10 protein-coding genes are annotated in these 13,536 nt (G+C 65.0%); 2 read left to right on the forward strand and 8 right to left on the reverse strand.

Annotation, left to right across the window (positions count from 1 at the left end):
- Positions 1–11: 11 nt before the first annotated feature.
- A complete protein-coding gene (locus AC1DQ3_RS25080) occupies positions 12–1,208 on the reverse strand; it encodes an aminopeptidase (protein WP_477122869.1) in 1,197 nt (398 codons plus the stop codon).
- Entirely contained in the window at positions 1,205–3,334 is a 2,130-nt protein-coding gene (locus AC1DQ3_RS25085; RefSeq protein WP_477122854.1) for a molybdopterin-containing oxidoreductase family protein, read from the reverse strand. Before AC1DQ3_RS25085 ends, AC1DQ3_RS25080 begins: the two co-directional genes overlap by 4 nt.
- A 278-nt stretch (positions 3,335–3,612) precedes the next feature.
- On the opposite strand from AC1DQ3_RS25085, the gene AC1DQ3_RS25090 reads away from it, so the two are divergent.
- A complete protein-coding gene (locus AC1DQ3_RS25090; protein ID WP_477122855.1) occupies positions 3,613–4,785 on the forward strand; it encodes an ABC transporter substrate-binding protein in 1,173 nt (390 codons plus the stop codon).
- A 131-nt stretch (positions 4,786–4,916) separates the two neighbouring features.
- Here AC1DQ3_RS25090 and AC1DQ3_RS25095 read toward each other — a convergent pair whose 3' ends face one another.
- The 5 genes from AC1DQ3_RS25095 to AC1DQ3_RS25115 all read right to left on the reverse strand — a co-directional run bounded on the left by AC1DQ3_RS25095 (position 4,917) and on the right by AC1DQ3_RS25115 (position 10,718).
- Positions 4,917–5,972, reverse strand: coding sequence for an ABC transporter ATP-binding protein (locus tag AC1DQ3_RS25095; protein ID WP_477122856.1), 1,056 nt, complete (start codon positions 5,970–5,972; stop codon positions 4,917–4,919).
- The gene (locus AC1DQ3_RS25100; protein WP_477122857.1) at positions 5,969–6,967 is read right to left on the reverse strand and encodes an ABC transporter ATP-binding protein; all 999 of its coding nucleotides are present in this window, start codon (positions 6,965–6,967) and stop codon (positions 5,969–5,971) included. Before AC1DQ3_RS25100 ends, AC1DQ3_RS25095 begins: the two co-directional genes overlap by 4 nt.
- A gap of 29 nt (positions 6,968–6,996) precedes the next feature.
- The gene (locus tag AC1DQ3_RS25105) at positions 6,997–7,929 is read right to left on the reverse strand and encodes an ABC transporter permease (RefSeq protein WP_477122858.1); all 933 of its coding nucleotides are present in this window, start codon (positions 7,927–7,929) and stop codon (positions 6,997–6,999) included.
- A 4-nt stretch (positions 7,930–7,933) separates the two neighbouring features.
- A complete protein-coding gene (locus AC1DQ3_RS25110) occupies positions 7,934–8,911 on the reverse strand; it encodes an ABC transporter permease (RefSeq protein ID WP_477122859.1) in 978 nt (325 codons plus the stop codon).
- A gap of 220 nt (positions 8,912–9,131) precedes the next feature.
- A complete protein-coding gene (locus tag AC1DQ3_RS25115; RefSeq protein WP_477122860.1) occupies positions 9,132–10,718 on the reverse strand; it encodes an ABC transporter substrate-binding protein in 1,587 nt (528 codons plus the stop codon).
- A gap of 310 nt (positions 10,719–11,028) precedes the next feature.
- On the opposite strand from AC1DQ3_RS25115, the gene AC1DQ3_RS25120 reads away from it, so the two are divergent.
- Entirely contained in the window at positions 11,029–12,222 is a 1,194-nt protein-coding gene (locus AC1DQ3_RS25120; RefSeq protein WP_477122861.1) for a M20 aminoacylase family protein, read from the forward strand.
- 65 nt (positions 12,223–12,287) lie between these two features.
- Here AC1DQ3_RS25120 and AC1DQ3_RS25125 read toward each other — a convergent pair whose 3' ends face one another.
- Positions 12,288–13,115 carry a DUF3047 domain-containing protein gene (locus AC1DQ3_RS25125; RefSeq protein WP_477122862.1) on the reverse strand — a complete coding sequence of 276 codons (828 nt, stop codon included), beginning with the start codon at positions 13,113–13,115 and terminating at the stop codon, positions 12,288–12,290.
- Positions 13,116–13,536 lie beyond the last annotated feature (421 nt).

Consider the following 13,536-nt stretch of genomic DNA (forward strand, 5'->3'; position numbering starts at 1 on the left):
ATGCGAGGACATCAGTGCCTGGCGCCGGGCACCGCGGGCGCGGCCGGCGTATCGGGTGCGCCACTGGCGCGCGCCGCCCCGATCGCAGCCCCCACCGTGCCGCCGCTTTCGCCGGCGGTCATCGCATCGCCACCGCCGGCCGGCGGCGCCAGCTGGCGCAAGCGGGCATCACGCTCGGCGCGCGGCAGGTCGCCAATGCGCCGGACCTCGGCATAGAACGCAGTCCAGTCGCCGCCGCTCTGCGCCAGCAGCACCGTGAACGCCGGCACCCATTGCTGGTAGGTCGCCACGGCCGCCAGTTGCGCATTCGTCAGCGGCTTCTCGAACCAGCGATCGTAGCCGCTGTAGCCACCCCACTCCGTCTTGAGCTGCGCATAGCGCGCGCGCAGGCCGGCGAATATTTCCGCCTTGCGGGCCCGCTTGACGTCGTCCGACAACGGCGAACGATAGAGCGTATCGAGCTGCTCCCGCGCGCCCAGCAACATGGCGCGGAACTGCTGGCGCCGCATATCGTACTGGCGGTAGCTGGCACGCGCTTCGGGCGTTGCCGCCAGCGTCAGCCAGCGCTCCACGCCAGCCGTTTCCACCGCGGTGGCGAAGGACTCGTTGAACGTCGTGTCGTTGCGCACGTAGACCACCTGGTGCGCCAGTTCGTGGAAGATCAGCCTGGCCAGTTCGCCTTCGGGCTGGTAGACGAAGGTATTGAGCAGCGGGTCATCGAAGTAACCCAGCGTGGAATAGGCCGGGATGCCGGCAACGTAGGGCTCGAGCCCTTCCTTGCGCAGCCCCTCGGCATAGCCGTACGCATCGGACTGGGCGTAGTAGCCGCGGTAGCTGATGCAGCCCACTACCAGGAAGCACCACTTGTGCAGCTCCATCGACAGCTCGGGGGTCGCGAACACGCTCCACACCACATAGGGCCGGTGCAGGTTGACGTAGCGCCGGTAGCTGCCGTTGTCGGGCAGCTTCAGCTCGCGCGAAGCGAAGTCGCGGATGGAGCCGGCCAGCGTCAGGCGCTGCGCCAGGCGCGTATCCTTGGCTACCTGCGCCGCGGCAATGGCATCTGGCAATGGCTGGGCGCCGGCCATCACGCCGAAATGGCCGCCGATGGACTGAGCGTAGTAGCCAATCGTGTCGCAGCCGGCCAGCATCGCGGCAAGCCCCAGCGCAGCCAGGGCCTGTAGCGCACGTGCCGGCCGCCGGATCATGATGCCGATGCGCACGCCGCCGGCTGCGCTTGTGCCGCCGTGCCCGGCGCGGCTTCCACCTGCACCAGGCAATCGTAGAACACCGGCGCGCGGCCCAGGTCGGTCAGCCGCTGGCTGGTCAGCTCGTTGGCGTTCTTGCCATCCGGCGCCAGCTTCTTCCACCAGATCGACAGCCCCACCACCAGCCCGCGCCGCGCCCGGTCGGTCACGCGGGCACGCGCCAGCATGCTGCCGCGGTCGTTGAAGGCGCGCACCATGCCGCCATTGACGATGCCGCGCGGCGCGGCGTCCTCGGGATGAATATCCAGGTGCGGCTCCCCCTCGGTCGCGCGCAGGCTGTCGACGTTGACGAAGGAGCTGTTGAGGAAGTTGCGCGCCGGCGGCGAGATCATCGCCAGCGGATAGCGCGCCGCCAGTTCCGGCGCGGTCGCGGGCGTCTCGTAGGGCGGCACGTAGTCGGGCAAGGGATCGAGGCCGTCGCGGCGCATCGCCTCCGAATAAAACTCGCATTTGCCCGACGCCGTGGCGAAGCCGCCTTCGGCCAGTGGCGCCGCCGGCAGGTTGAGCTTCTGCCAGCCCTGTGCCTTTAGCGACTCCCAGCTGATGCCGGCGGCACGCGGGTCGGTAGCCACGATGGCCTGGGCGGCAATGTCTTCGTCGCTGTCGGCGAAGCACGGCTCGTCAAAGCCCATGCGCCGCGCCAGGCGGCGGAAGATCTCGGTGTTTGGCAGCGCCTCGCCCAGCGGAGCGATGGCCTGGTTGTTGGCGAGGAAATACGTATGCCCGTAGGCCTTGTGCACGTCCACGTGCTCGAGCTGGGTAGTGGCCGGCAGCAGGATATCGGCATAGTCCGCGGTGTCGGTACGGAACTGCTCCAGCACCACGGTGAACAGGTCTTCACGCGCGAAGCCCTCCGCCACCTTGGTCGACTGCGGCGCCACCGCCACCGGGTTGCTGTTGTAGACCACCAGCGCCTCGATCTTCGGGCCGTTGCGGGTGCCGGCGTCCAGCAGCGCATCGCCGATGGTGCTCATATTGATCGTGCGCGGCAGCGCCGGCAGGCCTGGCAGCAGGTCCGGCCGCTGCAGCGCCTGGTTGTCCACCGGGAAGAAGCCCGAAGTGGACAGTTGCAGGCCGCCCGCCGCGTGGCGCCAGGCGCCCACCAGCGACGGCAGGCAGGCCACCGCGCGCACCGCCTGGCCGCCGCCGTGGGCGCGCTGCATGCCGTAGTTCAGGCGGATCGCCACCGGCTGGCGCTCGCGCACCGCCAGTTGCCCATAGAGGCCGGCCAGCCACTCGATGTCCCCGATGCTGATACCGCACAACCCGGCCGCGCGCGCCGGGGTATAGGCGGCGGCAAGTTCGCGCAGCGCCTCGAAGCCCACGGTGTGGCTGGCAATGTACTCGTGATCGAGCAGGTCGTCGCGCATCAGCACGTGCATGATCGCCAGCGCCAGCGCGCCGTCCGTGCCGGGCATGAGGGCGATATGGCGATGGCACTTCTCGGCGGTCAGCGAACGGTACGGGTCGATCGCCACCAGCGTTGCCCCGCGCCGCTTGGCTTCCTGCACGCGCGTCCAGAAGTGCAGGTTGGAAGCAATCGGGTTGCCGCCCCAGATGATGATCAGCTTGGCGTCGGGCACATGCTCGATGTCCATGCCGATACTCGCGCCGTAGGTATAGCGCAGCGCCGTGGCGCCCGCGCTGGCGCAGATGGTGCGGTCAAGCAGCGAGGCGCCGAGCTTGTGGAAAAAGCGCGCTGCCATGCTCTCGCCCTGCACCAGCCCCATGGTGCCGGCATAACTGTACGGCACGATCGCCTGCGGATCGCGCGCGGCGATGGCGGACAGGCGGGTGGCCACGGTGTCCAGCGCCTCATCCCACGAAATCGGCACGAACTTGCCTTCGCCCTTGGCGCCGACCCGCTTCATCGGCGTGAGCAGGCGGTCGGGATGGTAGGTGCGGTCCGTGTAGCGCGACACCTTGGTGCACAGCACGCCCTGGGTGGCGGGATGGCCGGGATCTCCCGCCACCTTGATGGCGCGGCCGTCTTCGACGGTGACGAGCAAGGCACAGGTATCGGGGCAATCGTGCGGACAGGCGGCACGGACGACGTGGGAAGCCATGGATTCTCCTGGCAATCGATTGGGGACACACGGCATGGCCGGCATCGGGGCGGCTGGACGGTCACGCACGCGGGAGGGGCCATTGCCGGGCGTCCCGGGCGGCCTCGCGTGTTGTACGCCGGCGTCGTCCCGAGGGGCGCCGCTGGGGAAATTGTCAGGCTCCGATTGTATTCGATTATCATAGCCCGACGCTGCGCCAGGGATGGCGCCAGAGTAGCGCCGGCACAGACCGGCAAGGCATTCACGGGTAAAGAAACGCCGTTTTTCACGGGAAAACCATGCAAATGCATTCTGGGGTCAGGGGCTGGCGCATCGCCGGCCTGCTGGTGGCGTGCGCCATCGGCTCATCATTCATTGCCAGGGCCAATGCCGAAAGCGGCGTCAGCGCCGACACCATCCTGCTGGGCCAGTCGGCTGCGCTCACCGGACCTACCGCGATGCTGGGCAAACAGCTGAATTCCGGCGCGCGGCTTTACTTCGATTTCGTCAACCAGCACGGCGGCATCTACGGGCGCAAGATCGAGCTCAAGGTGCTCGACGACTTCAACGAGCCGGAGGCCGCCGCCAAGAACACGCGCACACTGATCGACGACGACCGCGTCTTCGCCCTGTTCGGCTACGTCGGCACCGAGACCGGCGAGGCCTCGCTGCCGCTGGCAACCCAGGCCAGGGTACCCTTCTTCGCCCCCTTCAGCGGCGCCCAGTCGCTGCGCGAACCGCTCAACCGCTACGCCTTCCACGTGCGTGCCGGCTTCAACGAAGAGGCCGCGGCCATCCTGCGCCAGATCCGCGTGACTGGCCTCAAGCGGGTGGCGGTGGTGTACAACGAGGATGCTTACGGCAAGGCGGGTCTGGAAGCACTCGACCGCGCGCTCAAGGCAGCGCCCGGCAGCGGCGTGGAGATCGTCGCGCGCGAGGGCGTGGTGCGCAACACCGTGGAAATCGGCGACGCCATGCAGGGCTCGATGAAGTCCAACCCCGACGCGGTGGTCATGATCAACGCGTACCGGACCGCGGGCGCCTTCGTCAGGGAAGCCCTGCGGCGCGGCTTCAACGGCCAGTTCTATAACGTCTCGTTTGTCGGCACGCAGGCGCTGGCCAGGGAAGTTGGTCCCAAGGGCAGCGGCGTGATCATTTCCCAGGTCATGCCCCACCCCGGCAACGCCACGCTGCCGGTGGTACGCGAATACCTGCGCCTGCTGCAGGCGGTCGGCAAGCCCAACGAGTTCGACTACGCCGGTATCGAAGGCTTCATCGCCGCCAAAGCCTTCACCGAAGGCCTGCGCCGCGCCGGCAAGGACCTCACCCGGGAAAAGCTGATCACCGCGCTGGAAGGCATGAGAAACCTGGATCTGGGCGGCTACATCGTCAACTTCAGCCCTGAAAGCCACATCGGCTCGAAATTCGTCGAAATGACCATCATCAATTCCAAGGGGCAGGTGATTCGCTGAAGCGCGGCCATCTGCCTTGCGCCGCGGCCGGGCCGTTTTCCCTCTCCCTTGAGGCCCCTGAGGGGTCCTGAGGGGAGACGGAGCGACAAGCGCATGCTGTCGGCTCCGTCCAGCGCCGTGGGACTAGCCAACTACCCCATATCGTTCAAATGGCAAGCCGAGAACCGCATCGGCGCAATTTCCTTGAGCATCGGCTGCTCCTCCCGGCAGCGCGGCATCGCATGCGGACAACGCGGATGGAAATGACACCCCGGCGGCGGATGCAAGGGCGAAGGAATCTCCCCCTTAATCGCCACAAACGTCTTCTTCCCCACCTCCAGCTTCGGTGCCTCCGCCAGCAACGCCTGCGTATAGGGATGATTCGGACTGGCAAACACATCTTCCGCCGGCGCCGACTCCACCACCCGCCCCAGGTACATGATCACTACGCGGTCGCTGATATGCTTGACCACGCCAAGATCATGGCTGATGAAGAGATAGGTCAGGTTCAGATCCTGCCGCAGGCGCATGAAGAGATTCAGCACCTGCGCCTGGATCGACACATCGAGCGCGGCCACCGATTCATCGCACACCAGGAATTCCGGCTTCACCGCCAGCGCCCGCGCAATGCCGATCCGCGCCCGCTGGCCACCCGAGAACTGGTGCGGAAAGCGGCGCAGCACGGTCGGGTCCATGCCCACCCGCACCAGCATGTCTTCCACATAACGCTTCTGCTCGCCGCGCGGCACCATGCCGTGCACCACCGGCGCCTCGCCCACGATATCCAGCACACGCAGCCGCGGATTCAGCGACGCATATGGATCCTGGAAGATCATCTGGATCGCCAACTGCTTCTCACGCTTCTTCTCGGGCTGCAGGTGGTCGAGGTCGATACCCTTCCAATACCGCGAGCCTTCCGTCAGCGAATGCAGGCCCACCGCCATGCGGCCAAGCGTGGACTTGCCGCAGCCGGACTCGCCGACCAGGCCGACCACCTCGCCGGTGCGAACGGCCAGGTCGACACGGTCGACGGCATGCACCACTTCCTCCTGCGCGCCGGCACCGAACAGATTGGCAATCCTGGCCGCGGTGTCGAGCGATTTGACGAATCGCTTGGAAACGCCTTTCAGCTCGAGGATCGGCGCGCTGGGCGTGGGTTCGGCAATGGGTTCGGACGTCATGGCGGGATCAACAACGGTGGCGTTCATGCGGCCTCCTGCTGCGCGAGGACCGGATGAAAGCAGCGCAGGCGGCGCCCGTCCGCCGCGGTGTCCAGCGGCGGTGTCGTCTTGCACACATCGGTGGCGTAGGCGCAGCGCTCGCGAAAGGCACAGCCGGCCGGCAGGTTCAGCAGCGACGGCGTCATGCCGGGAATCTGGCGCAACGGCGCGCCGCGCGGATTGCGCGATGGCGCGGAACTGATCAGGCCGTGGGTGTAGGGATGCTCGGGCCGCTCCAGCACCTGGCGCACATCGCCGGCTTCGACAATCTTGCCGGCATACATCACGCACACGGAATCGGCCAGGCCAGCGACCACGGACAGGTCGTGCGTGATCCAGATCAGCGCGGTGCCGGACTCGCGGCACAGCTTCTGCATCTCGTACAGGATCTGGCCCTGGATGGTCACGTCCAGCGCGGTGGTGGGTTCGTCGGCGATGATCAGGTCCGGCTTGTTCAACAGCGCGATGGCAATCGCCACGCGCTGGCGCATGCCGCCGGAGAACTGGTGGGGATAGGCGCGCAACCGCTCGTCCGGCGATGGAATGCCGACGCGGGCCAAGGCGTTGCGGGAGCGCTCGCGCGCCACCGCCTTGTCGACCTTTTCATGCGCCAGCACCGCCTCGATCATCTGGGTATCGATGCGCAGCACGGGGTTCAGCGTCATCATCGGATCCTGGAAGATCATCGCGATGCGATTGCCGCGCACGTCGCGCATCTGTGCCGGCGTGAGATTGCGCAGGTCGCGCGTGATGCCATCGCGGCTGGTCAGCGCGATGCGGCCATCCACCACTTTGCCGGGCGGGTCGATCAGGCCCATGATCGAGTAGCCGGTCATCGACTTGCCCGAGCCGGATTCGCCCACCAGTCCCATGATCTCGCCGCGGCCAACCGAGAACGAAACGTCGTCGACGGCGCGCGCGACACCGGCGCGCGTATGGAACTGGGTCTTGAGACCTTCCACCACCAGGGTAGGGTTGCGCATGTTCGCTCCTGTCGTGCTACGTTACTGCGTTACTGCGTTTGCAGGCGCGGATTGAGTACGTCACGCAACTGGTCGGCAACCAGGTTCATCGCCACGATGGTGACCACCAGCGCAATGCCCGGGAAGAAGCTGATCCAGTACTTGCCGGACAGCATGTATTGCTGGCCGTTGGCGATCAGCGAACCCAGCGACGGCTCGGTAATGGGCACGCCCAGGCCGAGGAAGGACAGCGTGGCTTCCAGCGTGATCGCCGATGCCACCTGCAGCGCCGCAATCACGATCAGCGGCGGCAGGCAGTTGGGCAGCAGGTGGCGGAACATGATCCGCCCCGGCGGCAGGCCCAGGCAGGTGGCGGCTTCGATATATTCCTTGCGCCGCTCGACCAGGGCTGCGCTGCGGGTGGTGCGTGCGTAATAGGCCCACTGCACCGCCACCAGCGCGATCACGATATTGCCAATGCCCGGACGCAGGAAAGCCAGCAGGATCAGCGCCAGCAGGATGGGCGGGAACGACAGCTGCAGGTCGGCCACGCGCATGATGATGGCTTCGACGCGGCCGCCGAGGAAGCCGGCGATCAGGCCCAGCGTGGCGCCCAGGAACAGCGCGATCACGGTGCTGACGACACCCACGCCAATACTGATGCGCAGGCCATACATCACGGCGGAAAGAATGTCCCGGCCCTGCTCGTCCGAGCCCAGCAGAAAGGTCATGCCTTCGTCGGATTTCTCGCCCGGGGCCATGCGCGAATCGAGCACGTTGAGCGTAGCGAGGTCGTAGGGGTTCTGCGGCGACAGCCACGGCGCCAACAGCGCAATCAGCAAGATGATGATCAGCAAGGCCAGGCCGGCGACCGCGATCTTGCTCGAGAAGAACTGGCTGGCGAAGCGCCGCAGCGGGGTCTGCTCGGCCAGCGGCAGCGGTACCGCCGCGATTTCGATTTCGGTTTCGATTTCGGTTGTCATGAGCTCAGCCCTTGTTGTCGGCGATACGCACGCGCGGATCGAGGACGCTGTAGATGATGTCCACCAGCAGGTTGATCAGGATGAACAGCGTCACGATCACCATCAGGTAGGCCACGATGACCGGCCGGTCTAGCAACTGGATGGAATCGATGATCAGCTTGCCCATGCCGGGCCAGGCGAAGATGGATTCGGTCACGATGGCAAACGCGATGATCGAGCCGAACTGCAAGGCAATCACCGTGACAATGGGGATCATGATGTTCTTGAGCACGTGCACCCCGACGATGCGGGTATTGGACAGGCCCTTGGCGCGCGCGAACTTGACGTAGTCCTGCAGCATCGCCTCCTGCGTGCCGGCGCGCGTGAGCCGGATCACCATCGCGATATTCAGCAGCGATAGCGTCACCGCGGGCAGCAGCAAGTGACGCAATCCATCGATGGTCAGGAAACTGACGGGGATACCGAGCAGCGACGTGGTCTCCCCGCGCCCATTGGACGGCAGCCAGCCCAGTTGCACCGCGAACACCATGATCAGCATCAGCCCGACCCAGAAGGTCGGCAGCGAAAAACCGAGGATGGACACGCCCATGATGGTCTTGCCGGCCACGCCGCCGGGCCGCAGGCCCGCCCACAACCCGAGCGGAATACCCAGCAGCACGGCCAGCAGGATGGCGCACACGGCCAGCTCCATGGTGGCCGGCATGCGCTCGAAGATCAGCTTGAGCGCCGGCGTGCCGTGTGCGAACGAAGTACCGAGATCGCCATGGAGTGCATTGCGCAGGAAGATCCAGTACTGCTCCCACAGGGGCTTGTCGAGCCCGAGAGCGGCGATGGTGCGCTTGATGTCTTCCTGGTCGGCCTGGGGATTGATCAGGATATCGACCGGGTTGCCGATGGCAAAGACGCCCAGGAAGACCAGCAGTGACATGACGAAGAGCACGACTACGCTCTGCATCAGGCGTCGAATGATGAATACCAGCATGTTCGGAAGCTTCCTTCGCCGATGACACGCCACGCCGCCTGTGGGCGCCGCCTGGCTGCACCGGCAGTCGGGTCGTGGCTAGGCCCGGCTACCGTCGGGGGATGAATCGTCGGGAAGCGGCCACCCAGACCGCGGACGCTTCCCGCTTATACGTGTGGATCTTTTTTGCCCGGGAGTGCGGCGTTGCGGCCGCGCCCCCGGTGTCACCTGTTGCTTCACTTCACTGCGGCCTGAAATTGTGCGCGTACGTCCGTTCGTCGGTACGCGGCACATAGGTGATGCCCTTCTGCGTGGCCCAGGTGGTCACCTGCTGATGGATCGGGATGATACCGCCATCGTTGATGGCGATCGCGGTCGCTTCCTGCAGGAGCTTGGAACGCTCCCCGTCATCCACGGTGGCCAGGGCTTTTTCCAGCACCACGTCCATCTTGGGATTACAGTACTCGCCCCAGTTGGTCGTGCCAAAGCCCTTCTTGGAATCCTCGCATGCCAGCAGCGCACGCAGCGGCGAGCTCACTTCGCCGGTTTGCGCGCCCCAGCCCAGCAGGCCGAACGAAAATTCGTGCTTGATACCCTTGGAAGAATAGGTTGCCATCGGCATGCCCTCGACCTTCGTCACGATACCAATGCGGGTCAGGTTCTGCGCAATGGTCTGAGCAATCTTCTCGTCGTTGACGTAGCGATTGTTCGGCGTGTGCAGCGTGATGCCGAAGCCGTTCGGATAGCCCGCCTCGGCCAGCAGCTTCTTGGCGCCTTCCGGGTCGTACTTGACCGTCTTCAGGTTGGGGTTGTAGCCGAACAGCGTTGGCGGCACGAGGTTGTTGGTGGGCTCGGACAGGCCTTCCATCAATCGGTCCTTGATGCCCTGCCGGTTGATGCTCATGCTGATGGCATTGCGCACGCGCGCATCCTTCAGCGGGTTCTTGTCCATCGGCGCGCCTTCCCTGGTAGTGACAAAGGGCGTCTTGTCCTTCTTGTCATCGGTGTACAGGTAGATCACACGGTGCGAGATCTTGGAGAAGAACGCCAGTTTCGGATCCTTGCGCACTTGCGGCAGGTCCGGCGTCGGCACATTCTCGATGGCCTGGACGTCGCCGGACAGCAGCGCCGCCATGCGCGTGGCCGGATTCGGGATAAAGCGCAGCGTCACCTTGTCCCAGGCGGGCTTGGGGCCCCAGTAATTGGGATTCTTCACCAGTTCGACCCGGTCGTCGCGCGCATAGCTGACGAACTTGAAGGGGCCGGTGCCGATCATGCCCTTGCCCTGCGCGAAGTCATCCGAGTTCAGGCCCTGCGTCGCCTTCTTCTGCACGATGTAGATCGACGTCAGGTCGTTCAGCATCAGCGGGTACGGCGTGCTGGTGGTGAGCTGGATGGTGTACTTGTCGATCACCTTCTTGTTGGTGATCGCCTTGGTGTAGACGTCGAACTTGCCGGGGCTGTTCTGGATGGTGGCCGGGCGGTCGAGCGACCAGACGATATCGTCGGTGGTCAGCTCCGAGCCGTCGTGGAACTTCACGCCCTTGCGGATCTTGAATTCCCAGGTCAGGTTATCCACCAGCTTCCAGGACTCGGCCAGGCCGGGAATGATCTTGCTGTCCGCGTCCATCTTCACCAGGCTCTCGAACATGTGCTCGGAGACGTTGATGTTCGAGAACAGGTTGTAGAAATGCGGATCCATCGAGGTCGGGGGTGAACTCATGGCCAGCTTGAAATCGACCGCCTGGGCCTGGCTGGCAAAACCGAAGCTCATGGCCGCGGTTACCACCATGGCACCGAATGCCTTCTTGCATGTGCGAAGGGACATCGCGCAACTCTCCCGGGGAAATGTAGCAAACAACGACTAAGGGCAGCGAAGGCATATCGCCCCGGGTGCCGCATTTTGGTGCGGCTGGATGAGCGATTAGCGGCAACGATACCAGGCAGGCACATCAAGCATGAACTGTTCCAGCAGCGGACCCTGCGCGGCAATGCGGGGAAACCCCCGCGCTGGTTTGCCCGCAGTGCATCATCTGGCGGCACCAGGATTCGGGCGGGGGCGGTCTGCGGTGCGCCTGCTTTGGCGCTTTCAGCACGGGCGTCGTATGATCGGGGTATCCATCGCCCGAACTGGCATCATGACACTCATCCCCGAAATTCTTCAGGCGCAAGCCGAGATCCGCACCATCCGACGCGACATCCACGCCCACCCGGAGCTTTGCTTCAAGGAGGAACGGACATCCGACGTGGTGGCGAAGAACCTCGCCGCGTGGGGCATCGAAGTCCATCGCGGCCTGGGCACCACCGGCCTGGTCGGCGTGATCCGCAACGGCAATAGCGGCCGCAGCATCGGCCTGCGCGCCGATATGGATGCCCTGCCGCTACAGGAGGCCAACACCTTCGGCCACCGCTCGCAACACGACGGACGCATGCATGCGTGCGGCCACGACGGCCATACGGCGATGCTGCTGGGCGCGGCGCGCTACCTGGCCGAGCACCGGAATTTCGACGGTACCGTCAACCTGATTTTCCAGCCGGCCGAAGAAGGCGGCGGCGGTGCCCGCGAGATGATCAAGGACGGCCTGTTCGAACGCCATCCCTGCGATGCCGTGTTCGGCATGCACAACTGGCCGGGCATGCCCGCCGGCAGCTTCGGCACGACCGCCGGGCCGCTGATGGCCTCGAGCAATGAATTCCGCATCGTCGTGCGCGGCAAGGGCGCCCATGCTGCGTTGCCGCACAATGGCAACGACCCGGTCTTCACCGGCGCGCAGATTGTCTCGGCGCTGCAGGGCATCATCACGCGCAACAAGCGTCCGATCGATGCGGCGGTGATTTCGGTCACGCAGTTCCATGGCGGCGATGCCACCAACATCGTGCCGGACGAGGCATGGATCGGCGGCACGGTGCGTACCTTCACGCTGCCCGTGCTGGACCTGATCGAGCGCCGCATGGGAGAGGTCGCGCGCGCCGTCGCCAGCGCCTTCGATTGCACCGTGGATTTCGCCTTTCATCGCAACTATCCGCCCACCGTCAACAGCGCGGCGGAAACGGCATTTGCCGTGGAAGTGGCACGCGAGCTGGTAGGCGCGGGCAATGTCGATGACAAGATCGAGCCGACCATGGGCGCCGAGGACTTCTCCTTCATGCTGCTGGAAAAACCGGGTTGCTACCTGTTCATCGGCAATGGCGAGGGGCTGCACCGCGAAGCCGGCCACGGCCTGGGCCCATGCATGCTGCACAACCCCAGCTACGACTTCAACGACGAGATCCTGCCGGTTGGCTCGACTTTCTTCGTGAAGCTGGTGGAGAAGTGGCTGGCTCCTGCCTGAGCGCGCAGGTCGGCGATGCGCCGGCGTTCAACGCCGGCGCGTGTTGGTTGGCCGGTGATCAGTGATCAGTCCAGAGCGATATCGCCGTACCAGCTTTCAGCACGGCTCCTGGTATTGTCGGTATCGGTCATGACACCGATCGCCACCACCTTGCCCGGATCGGTCCCAAAGGCCTTGCGATAGTCGGCGCGCAGATCGCGCCGATGGCAGCGCCACTCGTTGGTATGGCGGGTACCGGAGTCGACCACGATCATCCGCACACGCTCGGTGTGGGGATTCGATATCACGGAGCCTTCTGGCTTTCGCCCGCCCCAGATGTACATCAGCGTGGCATAGGGCATCTCGCGCCCCGTCGTCAGCCGTGCCATCTCGTACATCAGTTGATCCTTGAGCGACAGGCTGCCCTTGTCGCCATCGAAGGCGACGAAGATGCGCAGCGGCGAGTCCTCACGCGGGGCCAGGGAGTTGTCAGCGCTGCGAATCACGTCGCGCGTCTTCCACGTCCAGTTCAGCATGCCCGGCTCGCGCCCGACCAGCGGCACGTACAATCCCGATGCCGAACTGTCGGCTTGCGCATGCAACACCATGCGTCGGTCGACTTCTGTCAGGGCATAGCGCGTTGGCGTCTTGTTGCGATTGACGGTCCAGGACTGCCAGCCTACCGGCTTGTCAAGCCCGCTGGGCGTCGCCGAGAACAGCGGCAAGCGTTGCTGCGCAGGGATTTCTTCCGGCTCGCTGGCCTGATGGTCGCCTTCGGCCTGGTCCTGGCTCGTTGCGGTCAGGTCCGCTGCCTTGCGCTCCACCGGAACCGATGCGTCTGCCGGTTCGACTTGCCTGAGCCGATCGAGATGCGTGGCAACGCTACTGCAATCGTCCAGCGATACCGCGGCCATGGCACCGGGGCCCCATCGCGGGACCGGTGCTTGTGCCGTGGGCGCCGTTGCCAATGTGCCGCACCCCGCCAAAATAAGCGTACCTACCGCGCCGGTCAGTGCCAGCAGGCAAAATCTGGCCGCCATTCATCCCCCGAACCTGGATACCACACATCGAACTGCGTCACGGGGACCGTGCCTCCGCTTGGGGCTACGGTAACAGAACGATATKGGCGAAGGAAGGCTCCAGTACCCTGATTGGGGGATCCCTGGCCGGGTATTGGGTATTGCGGCGGCGGCATTTTCGCCGCCGCAAAAGCAAAACCCCCCAGTACTTTCGTACTGGGGGGTTTCAAGGGAGAGCCTGGCGATTACCTACTTTCACACGGGTATCCGCACTATCATCGGCGTGGAGTCGTTTCACGGTCCTGTTCGGGATGGG

The organism is Cupriavidus sp. 01T418 (assembly GCF_056398885.1).